The sequence below is a fragment of the Naasia aerilata genome (assembly GCF_030296595.1).
GTDB classification, from domain to species: domain Bacteria; phylum Actinomycetota; class Actinomycetes; order Actinomycetales; family Microbacteriaceae; genus Naasia; species Naasia aerilata.
Genome location: NZ_AP027731.1, coordinates 3,116,035 through 3,138,585, shown reverse-complemented (window position 1 = coordinate 3,138,585; position 22,551 = coordinate 3,116,035). Strand labels below are relative to the sequence as shown.

The following is a 22,551-nucleotide window of genomic DNA, read 5'->3' as shown; positions in this document are numbered from 1 at the left end:
GAGCACGGGGACAAGTCACGGGCTGTGGCGCAGCTTGGTAGCGCACCTGACTGGGGGTCAGGGGGTCGCAGGTTCAAATCCTGTCAGCCCGACGAATGGGAAAGGCCGTCCGCAATGGACGGCCTTTCCCATTTGTCATGCCGGTGGACTCGGACCTGCGAGCAGGGGGCCCACGCCGCGAGGGCCCGGCCGCCGCGGAGCGGCGGCTGGGGGAGCGGTGGGGACAGATCCTGTCAGCCCGACGATGAGGCCCGGGACCACCCGCGAGTCGCGAGTCTTGGGCTTCGATTGTTTCGGACCAGTTTGGACTCAGGCAGGACGAGGGTTGCGACGGAAGCTCGACGAGCGCCGGGTCACCTATCTCGAAGAGCTTGCCCGGTCGGTCAGGAGCCAGTTGCGCCTGGATGTCCGGTGTGATTGCGGGGGATGTGTGACCCCGCAGGGCTCGATCACCCCGCCGCGAGCTCGTTCCCGAGAGTCCGAGCTGACGGGAGGGGTCCGTACCTTCCACCTTCGCAGAAGTTGTTGGGCCTGGCGGGACGACGACTCTTCCGATCCCCGACGCCAACTCCTATGCTGGCCGCGTCCGAAAGTTTCGGGCGGTTTTCCTGGACCAAAGGTGACTCACGAAAATGACAAAAACTCGGAGGGTGCTCGTTGCGGCCCTCCTTCTCGCAGGGTTCGGACTCGTTCCCTTGGCAAGTGGCACTTCGGCGCAAGCGGACCCCGTCGCTAGCAGCGACTTCGCCCAGCCCTTGGTGAACGGCTACGGCGCCGATCCGGAGATCTACCAGCAAGACGGCAAGTACGTGATGATGTACAGCTTCGACATCGTGGACCCCTCCAGGGCGGCGACGAAAGATATCTGGGCCAAGGTGTCAGACAGTCTTGCCGGCTTGAACTCGGCACCACTCACCTACATCTACTCGCTTGAGGCCGGTCATGGCACCAAGTTCGCGAGCGGGTGGATGGTCCACGACGGCGGCTATTGGTACATGTACGGAATCGGTGACGCAGAGACTCCCAACCAGATCGAGGTCATTCGGAGCGAGGGGGACGACATTCTCGGTCCTTACCATTTCCTTGCGACGATCTCGAACCACACATCTCCGACCGGCGTCGGGTACGCGTTTTTCCCCATCGTGGTGAACGGTCAGTTCTACGCGACCGAGACAGGGGACAACGATCACTCCATCTATATCGCACCGATGAACGGTCCCACCTCGATGGCTGGCGGCTGGACGAAGATCGCGCAAGCCACCGCGCCGTGGGAGTGCGCCAACGGGCGTTGCATCGACGAGGGAACAAACATATACATTCGCAATGGCATCATCTACGACATCTTCTCCGCGGGTGGCTACGAGTCGCCCGACTACTGCGTAGGTATGCTCACGGCAAGTGTGAGTGCAAACCTGACTGACCCGGCATCCTGGACGAAGAGCAACAATTGCGTTATCTCGCGAAATGATTCAGCCGGAGTCTACGGACCCGGCTCTGCCGGGTGGTTCACCGCCACCGACGGAACGCCCTGGGTTGTGTACCATGTCAAGACGACCACCGATATCAATTTCTACGGCGGTGATCGGCGACTTGAGGCAAGCCCCGTTACATTCGACGGCTCCGGTAACCCCAACTTCGGAACTCCGCAGTCGATCAACAGCTGGCGCGCTCTCCCGGGCCTCGACCCCGGAATCCGCAAGTACGAGGCGGAGTCTGCAACCCTCGCCGGAGGTGCACAGGTTCGCGGCGCGACGTCAGCCTCAGGCGGTCAGTATGTCGGAGGAATTGATGTTCCGGGCGCCAGTAAGGTGACGTTCCCGGATGTCTACGCGAATTGGACAGGGAAGCATACCTTCCGTGTGTATTACGCCAATCACAGCGGCGGACCTTCCAAGCAGGCGATCACTGTGAATGGCGCTGCTGCGGGCACGGTCAGCTATGCGGAGACCGGCGCGTGGGGGCTTTCGACCAGGGCAATTCGGTGGACGTCACATTGGATCTGCAGGCCGGATCGAACTCCGTCGCTTTCGGCGCCTCATCGGGTTATGCAGAGCTCGATCGGGTGATACCCATCGAGTCTACGGTGTATGAATCCGAGGCCGCGACGGTGACCGACGCCACAATCGCCACCAGCCCCACTGCGTCCAACCAGGGATACGTCAAGCAGATCGACAATCCTACAAGTTCGGTGTCCTACTCCGTTTGGGTTCCTCTTGCGGGGAACTACACCTTCCGCCAATACTTCGCAAACAACAGCGGTGGCGTTGCAACGGACCTGGTGAACGTCAACGGTGCTCCCTCGGGTAGTGTCAGCTACGATCCGTCGAAGCTATGGGGAGAATTTCGTGACGACTTCCACTCGGACTTCCAGGTCAATCTGAACGCTGGAATCAATACGATCACCCTCTCAAAGGGCGCGAACTACGCCGAACTCGACAAGCTTGAGCGTGTGCCGAACGAGTACGAAGCCGAAGAAGCGAAGGTGACCGGCGCCCAGATGAGGTCGACAGTCAGCGCCTCGGGCAAGCGTTATGTGGGCGGAATCGACAACGCGGGCAACTCAGTCTCATTCAAGAGGGTGCTGAATGAGGGCGCAACAGGGACCTACACGTTGCGTGTGTACTACACGAACGGAGGCGGGAGCCCCGCGACGCATCTGCTGACGGTGAACCATCAGTCGCCGATTACGGTGACTTACGCGCCCACCCCGGCGTGGGGAACCTTTGCTGCGGGTCAGTGGGTCGACATTCCGATCACACTGGAACACGGGTACAACGTGCTCACATTCAGCAAGGCAGCCAATTACGCAGAACTGGACCTGATCCTGATCCACTAGCTGACAAGGCCGGCGGGCGCCCCTACCTCGGGTCGGAGCGCCCGCCGCGTCAAGGAAGCAGTTTCGTTCGATTTCGATCGATTCGCAATCGGCCGACGACGAGGCACTCAGGTTGTGCCTCGTTGGTGCCGAGGATCGAGTGGACTTCTGGTGCTGCGGCGCGCGGGGGAGCACCTGGCCGTCTTCGGTCCAGGCGGGGGCCTCCACCTCGCCCATGCGGGACCAGGGTGCGGCTTGCCGCGGTTATCTAGTGCTCGAGTGCTGGAGCCTGGAGTGGCGTCGTCCGTCCGGCCGGGTCGAGACTCGCCCTGGCTCGTCACCATCCCGCTGTTCGAAGCCAGCTATGGAGTGCTTTTTGTTCTAGTCCCTTGCTGAGCACTTGGTCGAGCTTGTCCAGCTCCGCGTAGTTCGTCCGCTTCCCTGGACTGTCGTGTTCGTACCGGCAGTGAGGTTGGCTAGGAAGTCGACGAGCCGAGGAGGTCATCCAGAATCTCGAGGAGATGGCGGTAGTCCGCCCCAGTCGCGCGGCTAAGCCCCATCTCGCAGGTGCGGTTGGCGGACGCGTGCGCCTCCGCGGAGAGTGCCCTCACCTCGCGCGCTTCTGGCCCGGTCGCCGAAGCGGTCAGTTCAGGGTGGAGCATGCCTCGGTCGCCGGCGAATCCGCAACAGGACCAGTCGTCCGGGACTACCACCTCCTCCGCGACAGCAGCCGCGAGCGATCGCATCGCATCGCTCAGTCCGAGTCGCTCGGAGGAACAGGTCGGGTGCAGGATCAGCCGGGAAAGGCGTTCGGGCCTGGGCAGACGCGGGAGGAGCGTCTCGAGCGTGAAGGCGACTGAATCCACAATCCGCACCTGGTTGAGGTCGGCGGCCCGACAGAGGAGCTCAAGGCCTTCGGTGCAGGACGAGGCGTCGCAAACCACGGGCAACTCCCCGTTTCGCGTGGCGCGGGCCAGGGATTCCGCCACTCTCACGGTCATCTCTGCATATCCATCAGTGAAGCCCTTGGATTTCCAGGGGTGCCGCAGCACAGGGCAGGCATGTCGTCTGGCGTGGCCAGCCGCACCCCGGCACGTTGCGCGAGTCGGAGGACGGCGCCCCTGACGCTGTCAGCGTGCCCCGCTGTTCCGAACATCGTCGTCGTGCAGCTCGAGAAGTAGACCGCGGTGGCGTCGGTGTCGGCGATCACCGGGCGTCGCGACCCGCCTGGGGGAAGGTCCTCGGTGTAGCGGGGGACGTTGTCGGGGTCGAGCAGCTTTCGGGCCGCGTCCGAAACGAGGCGAGGCACTGCGGCGGGAAGCTTGTCGAGCAGTGTCAGTGCCCGGCTCGCGGAGCTGGTCACCACGTCCCAGTGCCGGGCCGCCGCGGTCCAGCCGGCCTGGGGGAGCCGGCCATGGCCTTCGGCTCGAAGTCGGCGGACGAGGTCGCCGGTGTTGATGAGTACCGGGCACGCCGATTGGCACATCCCGTCGACGGCGCACGTGTCAATGGCGTCGTATTCGTAATCTGCGCTGATCGCCGCCATCAACTCCTGGTCCCCGTCGGCCCGCGCTCGCTCGAGTTCTCGGCGAAGCACGATCCGTTGCCGCGGAGTGGTTGTGAGGTCCCGGCTCGGACACACTGGGTCGCAATAGCCGCACTCAACGCACCGATCGACCTCCTGCTCAATGGCCGGCGTTGTCTTGAGGTCCTTCAAGTGCAATCGCCGGTCATCTGTCACCAGAACGCCCGGATTGAGCAGCCCGAGAGGATCGAAGAGGGTCTTGATCTCGCGGATGACCGCATACAGCTCGGCGCCGTATTGCCGCTCGACGAAGGGTGCCATGATCCGCCCTGTGCCGTGCTCTGCTTTGAGAGTGCCTCCTCCCGGAGTACAAGCTCGACCATGTCCTCGGTGAACGCCTCGTAACGCGCGATGCAGGCAGGGTCGTCGAACCGCTCGGTGAGCATGAAATGGATGTTGCCGTCCTTCGCGTGACCGAAGATCACCGAGTCCCCGTATTCGTGCCGGCGGAACAGCTCCATCAGCTCATGACAGGTCGAGTAGAGCCGATCGATGGGCACAGCGATGTCCTCCAGCAACGCGGTGGTGCCCGACGGTCGCGCGCTCGCCACAGCGGTGAAGAGACCTTTGCGGATATGCCACAGGGCTGCGCGTCGCCCTGCGTCGGTACTCATGTCGCCCGGTGCGACCAGAGGCAGCGACCCGAGGAGAGTGCCGGCCGCGACCAGCTGGCGGTTCAAGTCTTCCTCGCTCTCCTCCCGATACTCGACCAGGAGGGCTGCGTGGTTCCGGACGGTGAGTCCGAGTAGGTCGGGAGTCGCGGAGGGGTCGCATCGGGCGACGACGAGGCTCGCCGCATCCATGAGCTCGATGGTCGCAAACCCTGCGCTCACGACGGCGGGCAGGGCAGCTGTAGCTGCTGCGAGGTCTTCGAAGATCAGCAGGCCGGTCGCGAGCTGGCTCACGAGGGGCACAGTCCTGAAGGTCGCCTCGGCGACAAAGGCGAGAGTGCCCTCGCTCCCCACGGCGAGATGAAGCAGGAGATCGACCGGTCGCTCATGGTCGAGGAAGGAGTTGAGCCCGTAGCCCATCGTGTTCTTCAAGGAGTACAGGCGGGCGATCGTCGCGACGGAGGCGCGGTCCGCGCGCACGCGGTCGCGAAGTCGTTCCAGCCCCTGGTACAGGCGCGGCTCACTGACCCGTAGGCGCTCGTCGGCATCGGGGTGCGCGGTGTCGACCACGGTCCCACCCGGAAGTACTAGGACGGCAGACTCGATTGTGCGGTAGGCGTTCTGCTCGGTGCCGCATTCCATCCCGCTTGAGTTGTTGGCTACGACGCCACCGATGGTGCAGGCGATCTCGCTCGCAGGGTCTGGACCAAGCTTGCGGCCGTATCTGAGCAACCGCGCGTTCACGCTCCGCAGGGTCGCGCCTGAGCCGGCACGGACCCGGAGTCCCTCGTTCAGGACGGCGATGTGACGGAAGCCTTTTCGGGTGTCGACGAGGACTCCGTCGGTGCCGGCCTGCCCGCTGAGGCTCGTGCCGCCAGACCGGAACGTGACGGGCACATCGACGCGAGCAGCGGCTGCCAGTACGGCCGAGAGTTCGGCAACGGAATCGGGTGTGACGACCGCCTGGGGGTGAGGAGGTAGTGCGATGCGTCATGGGCGGCAGCGAGTCTTGTGCTGGGCTTGTCGCTCACTGTCGTGCATGCCTGAGCAAGGGCACGGATCACCTCCGCTCGGGCGGGAAGCAGCCGTGGCGAGACTGCGCCTCTCGGGCGGTTCAGGGATGCGGGCACGTCACTCCCTAATTGGGGATTCGCAGCGAGCTGAGCCCGCCGTCGACGTAGAGGCAGGTGCCGGTGGTAGATCCCGACCACGGGCTCGCCAGGTACGCGATCGAGCGTGCGATCTCCTCGGGTTTGACGAGGCGACCCAGCGGCTGACGCAGTTCCAGGGCCGCCCGCTCCTTCGCCGGGTCCTCGGCAGCGCTCAGGAGCCGATCGACCCACGGTGTGGACGCTGTTCCAGGGTTCACACAGTTGACGCGGATGCCCTCCCGCAGGTGGTCTGCCGCCATGGCTACCGTGAGGCCGACAACGGCGGCTTTGCTTGCGCTGTACAGGGCACGGTTGGGAAGGCCCACTGTGGCGGCGACAGATGCGACGTTCACAATGGCCGCGTGGTCGCTGCGTCGCAGATGGGGAATCGCGGCCCGGCTGACCCGGACGTACCCCAGGAGGTTCACGTCGAGAACACGTCGCCACTCGTCGTCGTCGTTGTCCTCCACGGTGCCGACGGCCCCGATTCCCGCATTGTTCACGAGGATGTCAAGACCGCCCAGGAGCTCCACGAGCCGTGTAACGGTAGCTGTGACCTCCTCGGAATTGCTCACGTCGCACCGTTGCGCGGGCGTTGAGGTCGAGACGGATGCGATGTCCCGATCGAGAACCGCGACCCGGCCTCCGCTGTCGAGAAGGTGCTTGACGGTGGCCGCCCCTATCCCGGATGCACCCCCGTCACGATTGCTCTCAGTCCCGAGAACTCATCCATTTCGGGCCTCCTTCCACTCCACAACTCGTTGAGCCTGGTGACCCAGACCGTCGATCGCCAGCTCAATCACGTCGCCCGTCCGGAGATAGGGAAACCGTCCCGAAAGGGCGACGCCCTCGGGTGTGCCAGTGAGCACCACGTCCCCTGGCTCCAGCTCCACGTACTGGCTCAGGTCCCAGATGAGCTCGTCAACGCCGAAGATCATGTCGGCTGTGCTGGACGCTTGCCTGGCCTGACCGTTGACGCTGCTGCGGAGTCCTACCCCGGGGAGGAGATCGAATTCGTCGGGTGTGACGAGCCACGGCCCAAGGGGCGTGAACCCGGGTGACGACTTTCCCTTGGTCCACTGACCGCCGGGGCGACCAAGCTGGAAGCTCCTTTCAGAGAGGTCGTTCGCCACGCAGTACCCCGCAATACGAGTGCTGCTCTCTCCAGGCGCTGCGAGGTATGAGGCGGTCGCGCCGATCACGACGGCCAGCTCCACCTCCCAGTCCACGCTGGTCGAACCGCGGGGCAGCACCACATCGTCGTCAGGGCCGCCGACCGTGTTCGGCGGCTTCATGAACAGGACTGGTTCCTGCGGTGCGTCCGCGCCGGATTCTGCGGCATGGGCGGCGTAGTTCAATCCGATTCCGTAGACCGCTCCCGGTCGTGCCACTGGGCATCCGAATCTCAAAGCCGCCACCTCTACCGGCGGCAGCACGTCGAAGTGCTTCCGTAGCTCCTCCACATCGAGGGCGCGAAGGAACTTCGCGTCGATATCCGCCGTCAGCGAGGCCAGGGACAGCCACTCCGTTCCGCTCCAGACGACGGGCTGTTCGTGGCCGACACTGCCCACTCGGGCGAGCCTCACCGGTGTGGTCCTTGCTCCGGGGCGCCGACGGTTCCCGGCTCGCCGAGAGCCAAAGGGGGAAGGGGGACGCCGGCGTCCGCAGCTGTCCGCTCCAGGTCCTGGATGAGTTCGGGCGAGGCTTCGAAGGAGTCGCCGTTCTCCGCGGCGCGGCGTTGTTCGGGCTCGCCGGGGTAGAGCACGCGTGGGTGCGACGGGAGCGAGCTGTCTCGGAGGCTTCCGATCAACGCCTCGGATGCAGAGGGAAGGAGCCGCTCTGGATCGTCCACGGCGAGGAAGAGATGACCGAGACCCTGCCGGACGGCGGGGTCCCCGTAGAGGGCACCGACCGACGGACTCGTTCGGGCGCCTCCGATGGCGAGAAGCGCATCGATCATGAACGACAGGCCGAAGCCTTTCGGGCCCGCAGCGGGCAGGAGCGCGCCCAGCAGCGCAGACTTCGGCGAGTCCGTCGGCTTCCCCGACTCGTCGACCGCCCAGCCGATGGGGATGCGGTCTCCGGTCTGCTCCGCGACCAGGAGCTTTCCGTAGGCGGCCGCCGAGGTCGCCATGTCGAGGATCGGGCGGGACGACCTGGGCGTGGGAAGTGCGATCGACAACGGGTTGGTGCCGAGGACAGCCCTTCCCCCGCCTGGCGCGCAGACGGCCTTGTCCGTATTGCAGCAGACCATACCGAGAGCGCCCGCGTCGGCGATTCGCTCCCCGTAGTACGCGGCGGGCCCGAAGTGGCTAGCATCCCGGACGATCACACAGCCGATCCCGTGCGTGCGCGCCCGTTCCACGGCCAGGTCGGCCGCGTAGCAGCCAGAGACGGCACCAGGGGCGGCGTCCGCGTCGAGAAGCACGAGTCCGCCCCCATCGTGCGTCACGCTCATGCGGTGAGCGGCATTGATGCCGCCGGCGAGAACGCGGTCGCGGTAGATGGGCAGACGTATGAAGCCGTGACTCGAGGTGCCGCGGATCTCGGCGTACGCCAGGTTCTCGGACACCGCCGCTGCGTCCGAGTGCTGGAGTCCGGCTTCCTCCAAGATCCTGGTGGCCCACGACTCGAGGGCACTCGTCCTGATGCGCGTCATCGGTAAACCGTTCCCGGCAGACTGCCGTCCATGATGTAACCGCCGTCGATGTCGATGCCGGTCCCGGTGCAGTACCCCGCCTCGTCCGAGGCGAGGAAGCAGATGCCGGCGGCGACCTGTTCGGGAGTGGCGGGGATGCGGAGCGGAACGCGCTGGGCGAGCGCGGCGAGCACTTCCTCCGTGTAGATCTGCTCAGTGAGAGCCGTTCGTGTCGCGCCGGGCCTCACGTAGTTCACGCGGATGCCGTGAACGGCCAGTTCCGTCGCCATCGTCCGCGTCAGCGCCTCGATCCCGCCTTTGGCCGCCGTGTATGCGGAGGCGTTCGGCTCGGAGATGGCGGCGTGAATCGAAGACACGTTGACGAGTGCCCCTGGCAGGCCCGCCTCCACCAGCCGTCGCGCGGCCGCCGTCGATACGATGAAAACACTGCGCAGGTTGACCCGGAGAACTCGGTCGAAGTCGTCGAGAGACGTCTCGAGCAGGGGCGCTACGTGCAATATGCCGGCGCAGTTGATGACCACCGAGGGCGTGCCGATGCTGGCGGCCACCTCATCGATCGCGAGGTCGACGCTGGTCGGGTCGCTGACATCCGTCTCGACTGCGAGCGCACTTCCGCCCGATGCTCGGATCTGGTCGACCACACGATCCGCGCCCGCACGGTCTCGGTCGATGATGGCGACCGCAGCCCCTTCTTGGGCCAGCCTTGACGCGGTGGCCTCGCCGATGCCGGATGCGCCCCCAGTCACGATCGCTGCTCGGCCCTCGAATCGTCCATGCTCAGCCATCTGATTGCTCCCTTGCTCCAGAGTCGGCGTAGCGTGCCGTCTCGTCCACGAACTGCTGCAACGGCATACGACCATCCGACACAGCAAGACGGAAAGCGGCCGACAGAGGAACGCCGGGGGCGAGCCAGAGCGCGCTTCCTGCTCGCACGTCCTCGGCGACACCGTGCGCAGGGGTGGCCGAATGCGGTTCGACCCCGACGATGTGGTGACGCCCCCACCACGGATAGCCGGCCGGGTCCTCGCACTCCTGCCAGATCCAGAGGCAGGGAAAGGTCTTTGCGGGCCAAGTGACTCCAACCGCATGACCGGTTGCGGAGGAGTGCACGACGTACCAGCCGGCGTCGGTGCGGGCGTAGAGCAAGTCCGCCGAGCCGTTGACACCCGTCACCAAGGGAAGGCAGCGATGGTCACCGAATGGCTCAGTTGGAACCGGGGAGCCCGGCGCGAATGCCTGCTGCGTTCCGAACGGGGCGCTGTCGGCGACGACATCGTGGAAGTCGCCGATGATGATCGCGGGGCCCCCGTCACCGCCTCTGAGAACGCGGGGTGGAGGCCCCAGTGGACGGGCACGGGGACGGTCGAGGAGTTGATGACCGTCGTCGTGACCGACAGGGTGCTGCCGGAGACGACGACGTGCTTCTCCACATGAACCGGCACACGGCGGAGGGAACACGATAGGAGCAGCTCTGACTCCGCCTCTCCGCTGCGCTGCACGTCGACGTTCCACGACGTCTGCAGCACCTCTCCGTGAAACGGCAGAGGCGCGCCGAGCACCTCCGAGGGCGGACCCGCGTTGGGGAAGAGCTCCTGTATGCCGCCTCTGTAGGTGTCGTAGAACGCCGCTGGAGAATCACGGATTCCGTCCGCCTTCTCCAGAGCCGCGGGATCCCGCCACAGCATCTCCTCCCCGGAGGAGAGGCACACCAGTGAGAGGATGTCCGCCCCGCGCCGGGGATCGACGATGACGCTCAGTTCTCGGCTGCGAAGTTCTCTCAGCTCGTCCGTACTGGGAACACCGGGCCCGGACACCTCATCCACCTGACGCGCCCGGTGCAGCGGTGGGGTAGTGGAGCGGCTGTCCGGGCGCTGGAGTGAGCAACCGGGAGATATGCCAGCGATTGAGGCTTGCGACGAAAAGCTCCGGGCGGCCATCGCCAGCGAACGCAATGTTGGTCGGCGCGGCCAGGTCGGTGCCCTGATAGTCGTCGCGGAAGATCAGGAGGGTGCCGTCCGTCTCCAAGGTGTAGATGCGATCCGGCCGGTAGCAGCCGACGTAGAGCCGGCCCTCGGTGTCGAAGGCGAGCCCGTCGGGCACCGTGCCCGGCATCGAGACGACGAGCTCAGCCGCCCCGGCGCTGCCGTCGTCCCTGATCTCAATCCTCGTGATTCCTGGCAGTGTCGATTCCGCCACGTACAGGTACTTCTCCGTGGGGTCGAGGGCCAGCCCGTTGGTGAAGTGAGGAGTCTGCCTGCTCCAGATCGTCGTGGCGCCAGCCGCGTCTATCCGGTAGACGCAGCCTCCGCCTGCGGGCCACGCTCCGGAATCGGAGACGTACAGCGTCCCGTCTGAGGCGAAGACCGGGAAGTTCGGTGTCGACATGGGGCGCTCAGAACTCCCAGTACTCACCACCCGGTGAGACCCGTCCGGGGCGAACGCCACTACCGCGCGCAGCTTCGGGTCGCAGGCGTACACCGACCCGTCCCCGTGAACGGCCAGGCCCAGCAGCCAGCCGCCCGTGGATCCCAGGACCTCTGCCGAGCCGTTCTGCACGTCGATGCGGTACAGCTGACCCGCTTCTCCGCCCGCATAGAGGGTGCCGTCGGGGCCGATCGCAACGCACTCGGGGTGGTCGAGGTCGTCCGCCACGATGTCGATCATCGGTTGTCGCCCTTCTCAAGGCCATCAGACGGTAGGGCAGCTGGATCCGGGTTCCACTCGAAGGAAAGAATGAGGGGGCCAGTGGCGGGATCGACAGAGACGCCGCGGCCACCCCTTCTCGCACGATCAACCCTTCGACCTCGACCACGGCGTTCTCCGGGATGCCGATCGACGAGGCATCGAAGGTTCGCTGAAGCACCCGCTCCGAGGACGACCGGTTGAACGCGAGGAGCACTGCGCGGCCCTCGTTCGGCAGAGTGTGGATGTGAAGGTCGACGTCGACGCCGACGAACCGGCCCGAAGCGAGCAAGCTCTTCAACTCGTGATACCGCTCCACCGCTGCCCGGTGTGCTGACCACAGCTCATCCGACGGGCGCACTCCACCTATGCCAAGGTGACGGCAGGTGGATGCATACCACCAGAACGCAAGGCAGTTCTCGTTGTCGAAGGCGAGGTTGATGTGGAGGTACAGCGGGATCTCGTACGCCAGGTTGTACTCGTACAGCGACAGCGCCTTGCCCGAGAGCAGATCCAGGTAGGAGTTCCACATGTACTCGAAGCCCCAGTGCTCGTCGAAGCTGTCTGGCCGCCCGTGCTCGTAGTAGAGCGGAAGATAGTCCTGAAGCCCGCCGGCGATGCGGTCATGGGCCTCGATCAGGACGTCCGGGTGGGCGCGCTTGATCCTGTGGATGACTTCCAGAACTCCTGCCGAGTGCTCCTCGATCGACATCGGAACGCTGTGACCGTGGTCCTTCGACCAGCAGGCGGTTCGACTGATTTCGTCGCTGGTTCCCGCGTCGGTTCCTTCCACCGTGTAGTCGTGGAAGTCGAACATCAGGAACGAGACCCCTGACCGAAGCAACTCCGAGAGCCGTCGCACCTTGAGGTCCTGCCAGGTGGTCGAGGCCGGGCAGATGTAACCGCCGGTGTAAAGCCCCCTCCAGAGAACGATGTCGCCGTCCTGGTCTCTCCTGTAGATCGCGGGGTCCTCGTCAAGCGTCTTCGTGTGGGACATCACGTGCAGGCTCAAGCGCAGCCCTAGCTGATCCCGCAGCCTGCGGACAAAGTCATCCAGTGATCCGAGGCGCTCCCGATCCCAGACGGAACTGCCTTCGACGATGTCCCACACAGGATCGAAGTAGAAGGCCTCCGCACCGATGCTCGCAGCAAGTTCGGCCTGCGCCCACAGCTCCGCCGGCTCTTGGAGGGGAGCGTTGGAGCCGCCGCGCCAGCCCAGTTCGTACAGCTCGTTCCAGTGCAAGGGCGGGTCGAAGCCCGGGGGAGACGATGGCCTCGTTCGCGCTGGAGAGTCGCGTAGGTCCGGTGTCCCTCCTGCCACCCGCCTGCGAAGGGGACGATGCTCGTGACGCCGAACTCGAAGGTCCGAGATGTGCCGGAAAGCATGATGGGCCCACCCGGCGCCGCGTTCACCCTTCCTGCACCTGCGAAGCGGAGGCACACATCGCCTGTCTTCGCCGCCTCGGAGTGGGAGTCCTCGCCGCCTGCGCTGGCCGGCGTGAAGAACTCACCGTCGATCGCAGCGAATTCGATGTGCCCTTGCGAGTATTTGCCGATCACATATCCGCGTTCGCCGTCGCCCCAACTCCACGCCTCGGAAGGGCGGGCCGGCAGGTTGTCACCGTTCCAGTTGTCCGGCACGAGGTCGGCCGCCGTATAGCCCGTCATCCGGTAGTCCTTGGCTTGTCCCTGGAAGCGGCGGAACGGAATCCCGGTGAGCGTGCGGCGGTCCGCGCCGTCTCGCCAACTCCTGGTGCTGTGATCGAACAGCACCTTGCGGAAGCCGAAGCGGAACGACTCGACGCTGTGTTCGTCACGTCCGAATCGATGCCGCAACGTCAGCTGCTCGTCGATTCGGTCGCTTCCGTGGAAGAGCGTGAAGCGATGCGAGAGTTCGAGATCGGTCGGCCCTAGCGCGCCGAAGTCGAACCGTCCTATCAGGGTGAGGCTGGTCTCCCCACGCGCGTGGTCCTCCTCTACGTTCCAAGAGGTGAAACGGACGGACCGTGACTCCAGCTCGGTCCCGGTGAAGCCTCCTGGTCCCGGGGAGGCGAGCGTCAGGCGGTAGCAGTAGTCCGCGTCCGCCACGACGTCGCCCGTGGGGCGGTGCTGCAGCATCCCCGGATTCAGCCTCTGCCCGATGCCGGCTCTGAGCAGCCAACTGCGGTTCGAGAACTCGAGGAACGGGGTGTCGCCCGCTCCAGAGATCTCGATGGTCGCGGCCCCTCCTGGGGATTGGTGTTCATCGGGTCGAGCCACGCTCGTTCGCTCCTTCCTTGCCCGCGGCGGCTCTGAGGGGAATCCAGACGCGCATAGTGGAGGGCCCCCGATTTCCCCATCTGGAATATGGAACGAGGCGGACGCGCGCCGGTTCTGTCGTCTGCGATCCCGGCGGGGTATCCGGGGCGCCGTATGGCCAGCCTTGTTCCCCGGAAGGCCGCAGTTCTGAGAGCTCGACGGTGAGGTCGCCGCTGTCTTCATCCACGCGCGGTTCCGCCAGCTGAACGCTGTTCACCGAACCCCCTTCCGCGAGATCGGTGGACTCGAGGCAGTACACGATCGGCCCGCGTTCGACGGCAACCTGACCTCGCAAGGCATCGATTCGCGCGTCCGGGTGAGTGATCCGCGCGGCTAGGGGAAGGTTGAGCTCTACGACGTCGCCGGCCGACCAGTGGCGGAACTCGCCGGCGCTACCCGGATTCACGCGCCGCGAGACGCCCGAAACAGAGAGCGAAGCCCCCTCGGCCCACTCGGGAACGCGGAGGGCAAGCTCCCATGGCGCCGCGGGGGAGGCCAGCACCTCAACGGAGATCCGGCCGTCATGCGGATAGGTCGTGGACACGCGGAGATGGACAGGGCCGATGCCGAAGTCCGTCTTGATGTCAGAGGGTGCATAGAGATGGATCTGGATTCCATCAGCCGTTGAGGTGGCCAGCAGCGCGCTGAGCGAGGCGAGGGTCCGAGCGAGGTTCGGCGGGCAGCACGACACTTCGAACCAGGGGGCGCGGAGGTCGGAGTCCGCTCGAAGGCTCAATTCTTCCGTGCCGGGCACGCGCGCCAGCGTCCTCCTATGAAGGGTGTTGCTGTAGAAGAAAGCGTGACCGTCCTCGGCCGGCGACGCAGCCACCACGTTGAACAGCGTCCGCTCGATGATGTCCGCATACCGGGGGCTGCCGTGGCGAGCAAGAGGCGGTGGTTCACCATGACGGATGCGACCCCTGCGCAGGTCTCGCCGTAGGCGCGGTCCGAGGGCAGCTCGAAATCCTCGCCGAATGACTCGCCGTCGTGCCGAGAGCCCATCGCGCCCGTGAGGTAAGTGCGGGCGGACACGGTGGCGCGAAGCTGGCGGACGACCGCGTCGAGCAATCCTTTGTCCCCGGTCTCGACAGCGACGTCCGCAGCTCCCGAGGCGAGGTACAACGCCCTGACCGCGTGTCCCTCGAGAACCGAGGCCTGCCGCACCGGCGTGGTGTCCTGGAAATAGGACTGCCCGAACTCGATCTCTCCGAGCACCCCGTGCCCCCGGCGGTCGATGAACAGCCGGGCCTGCTCCAGGTATCGCCGTTCGCCGGTCAACCTGGAGAGCTCGACGAGCGCCAACTCGATCTCCGGGTGGCCGCAGACCGACTGGATACCCCTTGGCCCGAACTCGGCGCAGACGTGGTCGGCCGCGCGAATCGCTATCGCGAGCAGTTCGTGGTCGGTCGAGGTCCGCCCGCGTGCGATCCCAGCCTGGATGAGATGCCCGTAGCAGTACAGTTCGTGGCCCCACTCGAGATCTGAGTAGCGTGGCCCTTGCCCCGGCCGTCCGAAGTGGGTGTTGAGGTAGCCATCGGCCTCCTGCGCAGCGCCCACGCGACTCACATAGGAGCGGAAGCGGTCATCCATCGCCTCGTTGCCGCTTCGCCCGATCTCCCAGGCCATCGCCTCAAGCATCTTGTAGACGTCGGAGTCGAAGAATTCGCGGCCGCGACGGCCCCCAGGCAGCTTTCCCTGAGCGGCCCGGTCGAAGTTCGAGAGGCCTCCCATCCGCTCAATCCACGCTTCACAGTGAGGGATGATCGCATCCGCATTCAGCTTCTGGAGGTCCCCCAGAAGCCGCCCGTGATGCGCACCTCATCGATCCCCATCGGCCGAAGCTCACTGGAGCTCGGTAGCACGGGTGTAGCGGCGCGCGTCGCTTGCAGAGGAGTGGCGCGGGAGACGGAGGAACTCACGGAGTTCGAGGCCCGCGTCACTTGACGGCCCCCATGGTGAGCCCCTCGCGGAGGAATCGGTAAGTGAATACGAAGAGCAGCAGGATCGGCAGCGATGTGACGACCGCGACCGCCATGAGGCCCGGCCAGTTGATCCCGTAGACCGAGACTTGCTGGGCGAGGATTGCGCTCAGCGGATACTTCTCGGGGGAGATGAAGAAGTTGACGGCGTAGAGGAACTCGCCCCAGGCGATCAGGAACACGAATGTCCCGGCGGTCGCTATGCCGTTCGTCGCAAGCGGGAGGGCCACTGATCGGAAGCTTCGGAACGAGGAGGCGCCGTCCATGTAGGCGGCTTCCTCGAGCGCCGCCGGCACCGCCCGAAAGAAGGGGCGGAGGAGCAGGATCGCGAATGGCGTCAGCAGTGCCGTGTCGGCGAGGATCACCGCGGCCGTCTGGTCGAGGAGTCCGACGTTGCTGAACAGCTGAAAGAGGGGAATGACGTTCGCCGTCTGGGGGACCATCTGCAGCACGATGAGGAGTCCGAGGAGGACCGTCGCCAACCGGCCGTTCATCCTGGACAGTGCGTAGGCGGCGGGGATGGCGATGGCAAGGGCGAGAGCGGTCGTTGATGCGCAGATGAGGACGGACTGCGCGAGGGCCGGGAGGAGGCCACCGTTCGTGAGGACGGCGACGTAGGCATCGACCGTCGGTTGAAAGAACACCGAGGCCTGGTTCGCCACCGCATCACCGGTGCTCTTGAACGAGGTGAGGACGATCCACACCATCGGCAGCCCGTAGAGCACGAGGAGGAGCGCCTGGAATAGGCGCGCAACAGGCTGGCGGTCCCGGAGCGGTGAACTCCGCCGGCTGATGGCTGCGATGCGGGGGAGGCGGCGGTCACGCCTCCTCCTCCTCGCTGCGCACGGACCGGGCGTAGACGACGGCGAGCACGAGCACGAGCAGTACCGAGAGAACGGCGGTGGCAGCTCCCATGCCGAAGTCGTATCGGCCGAAGGCCTGCTGGTAGCTGAGGAAGGGCAGCGTGGATGTCGCGGTCCCCGGACCGCCCTTCGTCATGACATAGATGAAATCGAAGGATCGGAAGCCGTAGACGATGGTGAGCACGGCCAGGACGAGCGCGGTCGACCGCACGCTCGGGGCGATCACGTGAACGATCTCCTGCCAGCGGCTAGCCCCGTCGATGCGGGCTGCTTCGAGGATCTCCGGGGAGATGCCGAGGATTCCTGCCCGGAAGACCAAGGCGTTGAAGGGCAGAACCGCCCACGAGTTGACGAGTGAGATCGCAACGAGGGCGACCTTCTCGTCGTAGAGGAATTGGAGGGGAACATGGATGATGCCGGCCCCTTCGAGCGCAACGTTGATGAGGCCGGCGTCACCGAGGAGGAACTTCCAGACGCTTCCGTTGACGACAGGAGGGAGCGCCCAGATAAACACCATGAGCGGGAGAAGCAAACCCGCCACGCGCCCGGCCCGCTGGAGAGCGACAGCAGCGGCGAAGCCGCCAACCATGCCGATGGTCGTGACTATGAGTACGAAGACGGCCGTGTGGCCGAGCGCGGGGAGGAGGCTGCCCTGCTGGAAGGACCGGACCAGATTCCCAAGCCCCACGAAGTCCCACTGGCCATTGAGGGTGCTCGTGGTGACGTCACTCACGCTCATCCGGACCAGATTCACCAGCGGAAAGAGGGACAGTGCTGCGAGGAAAAGCGCTGCTGGCACTAGGTAGGGGAGGCGGGAAGATCGCCAGGAACTTCGCTTCCGAGTCTGCGCCCGGGCGGGCCGTACAAGGGCCCGCCCGGGGGTGATCAGCGACGACATCTCGTCTCGTCCTGCCTTCGAAGTTGGACTAGCGAACTAGCCGAGGATTTCCTTGAGTTTGGCGGCCAGACCGCCGGCGAGATCCTTCGGCGTGGACTGCCCTCCCACCAGCGCGCTCCATACCTGGCCGACCTCCACCTGGACATCGCCGCTCTTCTCCAGCGGGACAGACGGGTCCGGGTAGGTCCAGCCGTTGTCGGCAATGGACTTCGCGAAGGCGGAGCTGATCGGGTCCTGTGTCAGCGCAGGGTCTGTCGCGGCGTCGGCCCGGGCGGGAATGGTGCCGGTCTCCTTGAGTGAGGTGATCTCTCCGTCGGCACTCCAGAACGTTTCGGTCAAGTACTGCCACGCGAGCTTGGGGTCCTTGGCGAAAGCTCCGATGCCTTCGGCTTCTCCCCCGAGGTAGACCTTGCCCTTCGAACCGAGGGGGAGCGGGAGCACTCCGTAATCGAACTTCGCGTCCTTCTTCGCGGTGCCGAGCTGCCAGTTGCCGTTCACGGAGAAGCCGACATCGCCGGCGGTGAAAGCTTGGAAGGGCTCCGTGAGATCCCAGGTGGAGGCTTCCTTGCTCAAAGCGCCGCTGTCCGTCCAAGCCCGAACCTTGTCGAACGCGGCAGCGAGTGCGTCCGCCTGCGGATCGGCGTAGTCGAAGCCGGCCGTGCTCATCCATGGCATGGCATTGAAGTCTCCTCCCGGCTCGGCCGACAGGGTGAGCCCCTGATGACCGGCTGCGACGACCTTCTGAAGGGCGGCGTCGAAGGCGTCGGGCGTGGTAGGAGGCTCCACGCCGACCTGCTTCAGGAGGTCTGCGTTGTACCAGAGGCCGAGGAGGTTGACGTACCCCTGCACGGTGTAGACGTCACCCTTCACCGAGTGGACGACGGAGTCGGGGAACTGACCCTTGTCGGGAAAGGACTTCCACTCATCAGTTATGGGCGTCAGAGCACCGGCAAGCGCGACGGTGCTGCTCGTTCCTCCGTCGAAGACGAGCACATCGGGGCCGGACTTTGCTGCGACACCGGCAGTGAGCTTCTGAATCAGTTCGTTCTGGGGCACGTAGACGTTCTTCACTGACACGTCCGGGTGAGCCTTCTCGAATGTGGCAGCCAGGTCATCCATGACCTTTGCCTGCACCGGGGCGCTGAAGTAATGCCAGACCGTAAGGGTCTGCTGCTTGTCGGATCCGCCGGCGGTTGTTCCGCTGCAGGCGGTGAGCAGCCCAAGTCCGGCGAGGATTGCGGAGGCGGCGAGGACGCGCCTCCGACCGTGACGCATAGCGCGGATCTGCATTTGTCTTCCCATCTTCGTTGATTGCAGACATTCGGGTAACGTGGGTCCGAAAGTTTCGGAAACGTGTCGTCACCCTAGCAGTGGGGGTGGGGTGCGTCAAACAGACGCCGAGCAGTTTCGGAGATTTTCGGACCATCGGGTACGCTGATGGGAAAGCCGGTAGGAGCGCGCAGTGACGATGTCAGATCAGCAATACGAGTCGGGCAAGCCGCCGGCGAAGCTGCGCGATGTCGCCGAGATGGCAGGTGTGTCCATCGCCACCGCGTCGAAGGCCCTGAACGGGCGAGTGCATGTCCATCCCGCGACCCGCGACAAGGTGCTCCGCACGGCGGAGAAGCTCTCCTTCGCCGGGAAGATCAGCTCGAAGCACACCGGTACCGTGGGACTCATCACGAGTGACCTGGACGGGCGTTTCAGTATTCCGATTCTCATGGGGGCTGAGGACGCGTTCGGGACCGGCAGAGTTTCGGTGATGCTCTGTGACGCGCGTGGCGACTCCATACGTGAGCAATATCACCTCCAGGCGCTGCTCGAGAAGAATGTCGACGGTTTGATTCTGGTGGGCAGCACGACCGATCCGCGGAAATCACTTGGTCATGACCTTCCTGTGCCCGTGGTGTACGTCTACGCTCCGTCAGAGGACCCCACCGACCTCTCCCTGGTTCCCGACGACCGACAGGCTGGTGCGGAAGCCGCGGTGTATCTGGTCAGGAGTGGCCGTTCCCGAATCGCTCACATCACTGGGGATGTGGCTTACACAGCGGCCCGCGACCGTGCGGCCGGGGTGGAGGCGGCGCTCGCGGAGGCGAAGCTGCCGCTCGCGGGCGGCGAGACTCTGTACGGCGCGTGGAGCGAGTCCTGGGGGCGGACGGCGACCGAGCGCTTGATCAACGGGGGTGTGGACTTCGACGCAATTCTGTGTGGGAGCGACCAGATCGCCCGTGGCGCGCTCGAGATCTTGCGCGAGCATCAGATCGCCGTTCCGTCGCAGGTCGCCGTCATGGGACTGGACAACTGGCACCTCTTTGTCGAGGGTGGCCGCCCGTTGCTGACGAGTGTGGACATGAACCTCGAAGGGCTAGGCCGTGCCGCTGCGCAACGGCTTTCCGAAGCGATCGGTGGCCAGGTGGCCCAGGGGATCGAGCGCATGCCGTGCAAGCTGGTTGTGCGAGAGTCCGCGTGAAGTTGCGACTTCATCGGCGGCGTCCCTGAGGATTCTCGCCCTTTCTAGCGCTCAGTCGGGGATCGATGCATTCGGCATCTCGTCGGTTCCGCCCTAGGCGTCAGCGAGCGGGGGATGGCCGGCGTCTGACGCCCGGTGCCAGGAGGCGTCGAACAAGTTCGGACGTTGACTCGCTCGCTCACATCAAGGCCGCCCTCTGCGGCGCTTGTCGCGTGTCTTCGGCAACAGAAAGCTATGGTCCAGCCAGCGTCATGGCGTGCGTCCTGTCTGCTGGGTCAGCCAGGTGGCCTCGGCTGCCTCACGCGCAGAACCCCTTGCAACTTCACGCTCTTCGCCGGCCTCGGTCAGGGTCGCAGCTTCACGCCTGTCAGCCCGACCGTGCAAAGGCCGTCCGATAGGGCGCCCCCTTCTTGCTTCCCCCAATTCAGTCGGTGACGCGGTCCAGTCGGGCGAGCTGCTGACGGGTGAGGTGCAGCTCGGTGGCCGGCATCACGTCGAGCAGGGCAGGGCCGTCTTTGGCGTGGATGACGACGGCTGAGATGCCCGGCTTGCTGAGCACCCACGCGATGGCCACGCGTCCGATGTTCTGTCCGACCTCGTGGGAGATGGTCTCGAGCGTTCGGAGGACCTTGTTGCCCCGGCGCCCGATGTACCGGACCGCGCCGGCGAACATCGGCGAGCTGGGCTGGTCGTCGCGGGTGCGGAAGTCGCCGCGAAGGTATCCGCTCGCGAGCGGCAGGCGAGCGACAACCCCGAGCTGCTGTGTCCGCGCGATCGGCCCGATCTCCGCTTCGAAGTGGCCGCGCTCCATGAGGTTGTACTCGGCGAACACGGCCTCGGGGAAGGGCAGGCCGAGGGAGCCGGCGACGGCGCGGGCCTCGATCAGGCGCGCTCCGGAGAAGTCGGAGACGGCGAGGTGGCGGACCTTGCCGGAGGCCATCAGGTCGGCGACGGCGGTGAGCGACTCCTCGAGGGGCGTCTCGGGGTGGTCGCCGTCGAAGGAGAGCAGGTCGAGGTAGCCGGTGCGGAGGCGCTCGAGGGAGTTGTCGACCGCGGCGCGGATGCTGCGCGCGCTGAGGCCCGGAGTGTCGGGGTGGCGGCCGATCTTGGTCGCGAGAACGAGGCGCTCGCGCTCGGGCTGGCGGGCCAGCCACGCGCCGATCATGACCTCGCTGCGCCCGCCGGCATAGTGGTCGGCGGTGCTGATGAGCGTGCCGCCCGCGCCGTGGAACTCGTCCAGGACATCGATGGCGGCCTCGAAGCCCGCCGTCCAGCCGAAGACGGAGCCGTCGATCCCGTACGGGAAGACGCCGATGCCGGTCGTGCCGATCTGCCGACGCGGGGGAGTGGTGTGCTCCGGGCTCATCCGAGAAGTCCCGGCTGAGCCTTCTCGGGATGCGGGGGTCTCAGTCGTCCACCGGTTCGCTCAGCACTCGCAGACCCGCCACGCTGTCTGCGGACAGGAGAAGCTCGTCGAGCCATCGGCGGTTCAGGGCGTGGTTCGAGTTGGACGAGAAGGTGAACCGGAGCGGCACCCGCGGGTGCATCCACAGCGCAGGGCCCTGGCCCCGTTGGCCGTCGGGGCCCGGCAAGGTGAAGAGGAACGTCTCGCCCCTGCGCCATTTGCTGACGATCACAGCCCGCAGATGTGCGAGGGTTCGGTCGTCGACCTGGAGCTCCTCGGCGGCCGAGCCGTAGATGAGTCGCCCCATACGTCGTCCTTCGGGTCGGTGATTCTGGCAGGGTGCGGCAGTGATCAGGGGCGAGGCTGCGGGAAGGCCTGGTCCCAGAGCTCCGCTTCGTTCAGGCGGTCCCGGGCGCGCTCCAGCATCGTGCCCAGCAGCGACTTCGCGACGGCCAGCAGCTCGGCCACCTTCTGGTCGGTCAGCGAGTAGAAGACCTGCAGACCTCGCCGCTCGGCGACCACCAGGTCGTACCGGCGGAGCACCGCGAGGTGCTGCGACAGATGCGACGCCTCGAGGCCGGTGGCCTCGAGCATGTCGCCCACGGAGACCTGCGGCGTAGCGGACAGGAGCTCCAGCACTCGAATCCGGACGGGGTGCGCGAGCCCGCGGAAGAGGTTCGCCTTGACTTCGTACAGCGGGCCACGCAGATCTACGCGATACTCCACGACGCTCCCTGCCTCTTCTGTACTTGCGAAATCCATCATACGGTCTTCCACTCGGGAAGCAGGCACAGGGAGTGATGGCGCCGGGCCTAAGTCCCGGCGCGGGCGGCGCTGTCGACGTCGCCGACGCGCAGGGTGTGCGCGCAGCTCGCGACGGTTTTTCACCCTCAGCGCCGCGCCCCCTTGAACAGGGTGGTGTCCTCAGATATGAGGACATGACATAGTGATGGGGTACAGCAGTGAGGACAAGCGGCGGTCCCCCCGAACCGCCGCGCATCGGCAGCCACCCGAGGTGCTCCCACGCCGGCATCCGCCTCTGCTGCTCGACCCGGCCCCCTCGCGAAATCACCCAGCCGCGCAGGGGGCCGCCTTCTACCTCGGGCAACTGTCGGGTCCTAGTCCTGGAATC

At 65.6% G+C, this 22,551-nt stretch carries 20 protein-coding genes, 1 tRNA gene and 2 pseudogenes; 5 read left to right on the top strand and 18 right to left on the bottom strand.

Annotated elements, in window-relative coordinates; genetic code table 11:
- The first annotated feature begins 18 nt into the window (after positions 1-18).
- The 3 genes from QUE51_RS16280 (at position 19) to QUE51_RS16270 (ending at position 2,836) form a co-directional block, all read left to right on the top strand.
- Positions 19-92 (top strand) — tRNA-Pro (locus tag QUE51_RS16280).
- A gap of 558 nt (positions 93-650) precedes the next feature.
- Complete coding sequence (locus tag QUE51_RS16275) at positions 651-2,066, top strand: family 43 glycosylhydrolase (RefSeq protein ID WP_286277396.1); 1,416 nt, start codon at positions 651-653, stop codon at positions 2,064-2,066.
- The gene (locus QUE51_RS16270) at positions 1,955-2,836 is read left to right on the top strand and encodes a CBM35 domain-containing protein (protein ID WP_286277395.1); all 882 of its coding nucleotides are present in this window, start codon (positions 1,955-1,957) and stop codon (positions 2,834-2,836) included. Before QUE51_RS16275 ends, QUE51_RS16270 begins: the two co-directional genes overlap by 112 nt.
- 455 nt (positions 2,837-3,291) lie before the next feature.
- On the opposite strand, the gene QUE51_RS16265 is transcribed toward QUE51_RS16270, so the two are convergent.
- From QUE51_RS16265 to QUE51_RS16225, 9 genes and pseudogenes are all read right to left on the bottom strand, one after another.
- Positions 3,292-3,816, bottom strand: a complete 525-nt coding sequence (locus QUE51_RS16265; RefSeq protein ID WP_286277394.1) for a heterodisulfide reductase-related iron-sulfur binding cluster — start codon at positions 3,814-3,816, stop codon at positions 3,292-3,294.
- Positions 3,813-4,661, bottom strand: a complete 849-nt coding sequence (locus QUE51_RS16260; protein WP_286277393.1) for a (Fe-S)-binding protein — start codon at positions 4,659-4,661, stop codon at positions 3,813-3,815. The genes QUE51_RS16265 and QUE51_RS16260 overlap by 4 nt, the downstream gene beginning before the upstream one ends.
- Entirely contained in the window at positions 4,553-5,932 is a 1,380-nt protein-coding gene (locus QUE51_RS16255) for an FAD-binding oxidoreductase (RefSeq protein ID WP_286279442.1), read from the bottom strand. Before QUE51_RS16255 ends, QUE51_RS16260 begins: the two co-directional genes overlap by 109 nt.
- Before the next feature lie 217 nt (positions 5,933-6,149).
- A pseudogene (locus QUE51_RS16250) lies at positions 6,150-6,895 on the bottom strand (SDR family NAD(P)-dependent oxidoreductase).
- A complete protein-coding gene (locus tag QUE51_RS16245; protein ID WP_286277392.1) occupies positions 6,888-7,748 on the bottom strand; it encodes a fumarylacetoacetate hydrolase family protein in 861 nt (286 codons plus the stop codon). The pseudogene QUE51_RS16250 and the gene QUE51_RS16245 overlap by 8 nt, the downstream one beginning before the upstream one ends.
- Positions 7,745-8,821, bottom strand: a complete 1,077-nt coding sequence (locus tag QUE51_RS16240) for an Ldh family oxidoreductase (RefSeq protein ID WP_286277391.1) — start codon at positions 8,819-8,821, stop codon at positions 7,745-7,747. Before QUE51_RS16240 ends, QUE51_RS16245 begins: the two co-directional genes overlap by 4 nt.
- The gene (locus tag QUE51_RS16235; RefSeq protein ID WP_286279440.1) at positions 8,818-9,606 is read right to left on the bottom strand and encodes an SDR family NAD(P)-dependent oxidoreductase; all 789 of its coding nucleotides are present in this window, start codon (positions 9,604-9,606) and stop codon (positions 8,818-8,820) included. Before QUE51_RS16235 ends, QUE51_RS16240 begins: the two co-directional genes overlap by 4 nt.
- A gap of 384 nt (positions 9,607-9,990) precedes the next feature.
- On the bottom strand, positions 9,991-10,635 hold the full coding sequence (locus tag QUE51_RS16230) for an aldose epimerase family protein (protein WP_286277390.1): 645 nt from the start codon (positions 10,633-10,635) through the stop codon (positions 9,991-9,993).
- 1 nt (position 10,636) lies between these two features.
- Positions 10,637-11,485 (bottom strand): SMP-30/gluconolactonase/LRE family protein, encoded by an 849-nt coding sequence (locus tag QUE51_RS16225; protein WP_286277389.1) that lies wholly within the window; start codon positions 11,483-11,485, stop codon positions 10,637-10,639.
- A 394-nt stretch (positions 11,486-11,879) separates the two neighbouring features.
- Here QUE51_RS16225 and QUE51_RS16220 point away from each other — a divergent pair, with 394 nt between their 5' ends.
- The gene (locus QUE51_RS16220) at positions 11,880-12,338 is read left to right on the top strand and encodes a hypothetical protein (RefSeq protein ID WP_286277387.1); all 459 of its coding nucleotides are present in this window, start codon (positions 11,880-11,882) and stop codon (positions 12,336-12,338) included.
- A gap of 185 nt (positions 12,339-12,523) precedes the next feature.
- Here QUE51_RS16220 and QUE51_RS16215 read toward each other — a convergent pair whose 3' ends face one another.
- From QUE51_RS16215 to QUE51_RS16195, 6 genes and pseudogenes are all read right to left on the bottom strand, one after another.
- Positions 12,524-13,762: a hypothetical protein gene (locus QUE51_RS16215; RefSeq protein ID WP_286277386.1), complete on the bottom strand. Its 1,239-nt coding sequence runs from the start codon at positions 13,760-13,762 to the stop codon at positions 12,524-12,526.
- Positions 13,746-14,207, bottom strand: a complete 462-nt coding sequence (locus QUE51_RS18300; RefSeq protein ID WP_350226789.1) for a hypothetical protein — start codon at positions 14,205-14,207, stop codon at positions 13,746-13,748. The genes QUE51_RS16215 and QUE51_RS18300 overlap by 17 nt, the downstream gene beginning before the upstream one ends.
- A pseudogene (locus tag QUE51_RS16210) lies at positions 14,196-15,532 on the bottom strand (glycoside hydrolase family 127 protein); the annotation flags it as partial. The pseudogene QUE51_RS16210 and the gene QUE51_RS18300, both read right to left, overlap by 12 nt.
- 205 nt (positions 15,533-15,737) lie before the next feature.
- Complete coding sequence (locus QUE51_RS16205; protein ID WP_286277385.1) at positions 15,738-16,505, bottom strand: carbohydrate ABC transporter permease; 768 nt, start codon at positions 16,503-16,505, stop codon at positions 15,738-15,740.
- 94 nt (positions 16,506-16,599) lie between these two features.
- Entirely contained in the window at positions 16,600-17,382 is a 783-nt protein-coding gene (locus QUE51_RS16200; protein ID WP_286277384.1) for a carbohydrate ABC transporter permease, read from the bottom strand.
- 195 nt (positions 17,383-17,577) lie between these two features.
- Positions 17,578-18,831, bottom strand: a complete 1,254-nt coding sequence (locus tag QUE51_RS16195) for a sugar ABC transporter substrate-binding protein (protein ID WP_286277383.1) — start codon at positions 18,829-18,831, stop codon at positions 17,578-17,580.
- A gap of 178 nt (positions 18,832-19,009) precedes the next feature.
- On the opposite strand from QUE51_RS16195, the gene QUE51_RS16190 reads away from it, so the two are divergent.
- On the top strand, positions 19,010-20,014 hold the full coding sequence (locus QUE51_RS16190; protein ID WP_286279439.1) for a LacI family DNA-binding transcriptional regulator: 1,005 nt from the start codon (positions 19,010-19,012) through the stop codon (positions 20,012-20,014).
- 424 nt (positions 20,015-20,438) lie between these two features.
- On the opposite strand, the gene QUE51_RS16185 is transcribed toward QUE51_RS16190, so the two are convergent.
- Genes QUE51_RS16185 through QUE51_RS16175 form a run of 3 tightly spaced genes read right to left on the bottom strand, consistent with a single transcriptional unit; the run spans position 20,439 to position 22,145 of the window.
- Entirely contained in the window at positions 20,439-21,380 is a 942-nt protein-coding gene (locus QUE51_RS16185; RefSeq protein WP_286277382.1) for an aldo/keto reductase, read from the bottom strand.
- A gap of 40 nt (positions 21,381-21,420) precedes the next feature.
- A complete protein-coding gene (locus QUE51_RS16180; protein ID WP_286277381.1) occupies positions 21,421-21,726 on the bottom strand; it encodes a DUF7882 family protein in 306 nt (101 codons plus the stop codon).
- Between the two features lie 44 nt (positions 21,727-21,770).
- On the bottom strand, positions 21,771-22,145 hold the full coding sequence (locus QUE51_RS16175) for an ArsR/SmtB family transcription factor (RefSeq protein ID WP_286277380.1): 375 nt from the start codon (positions 22,143-22,145) through the stop codon (positions 21,771-21,773).
- Positions 22,146-22,551 lie beyond the last annotated feature (406 nt).

Coding starts and splice junctions, on each gene's coding strand:
- QUE51_RS16265 (WP_286277394.1), bottom strand. CDS start 3,816: ATGACCGTGAGAGTGGCGGAATCCCTGGCCCGCGCCACGCGAAACGGG.
- QUE51_RS16260 (WP_286277393.1), bottom strand. CDS start 4,661: ATGGCACCCTTCGTCGAGCGGCAATACGGCGCCGAGCTGTATGCGGTC.
- QUE51_RS16240 (WP_286277391.1), bottom strand. CDS start 8,821: ATGACGCGCATCAGGACGAGTGCCCTCGAGTCGTGGGCCACCAGGATC.
- QUE51_RS16235 (WP_286279440.1), bottom strand. CDS start 9,606: ATGGCTGAGCATGGACGATTCGAGGGCCGAGCAGCGATCGTGACTGGG.
- QUE51_RS16225 (WP_286277389.1), bottom strand. CDS start 11,485: ATGATCGACATCGTGGCGGACGACCTCGACCACCCCGAGTGCGTTGCG.
- QUE51_RS16200 (WP_286277384.1), bottom strand. CDS start 17,382: ATGAGCGTGAGTGACGTCACCACGAGCACCCTCAATGGCCAGTGGGAC.
- QUE51_RS16195 (WP_286277383.1), bottom strand. CDS start 18,831: ATGCAGATCCGCGCTATGCGTCACGGTCGGAGGCGCGTCCTCGCCGCC.
- QUE51_RS16190 (WP_286279439.1), top strand. CDS start 19,010: ATGTCAGATCAGCAATACGAGTCGGGCAAGCCGCCGGCGAAGCTGCGC.
- QUE51_RS16185 (WP_286277382.1), bottom strand. CDS start 21,380: ATGAGCCCGGAGCACACCACTCCCCCGCGTCGGCAGATCGGCACGACC.
- QUE51_RS16180 (WP_286277381.1), bottom strand. CDS start 21,726: ATGGGGCGACTCATCTACGGCTCGGCCGCCGAGGAGCTCCAGGTCGAC.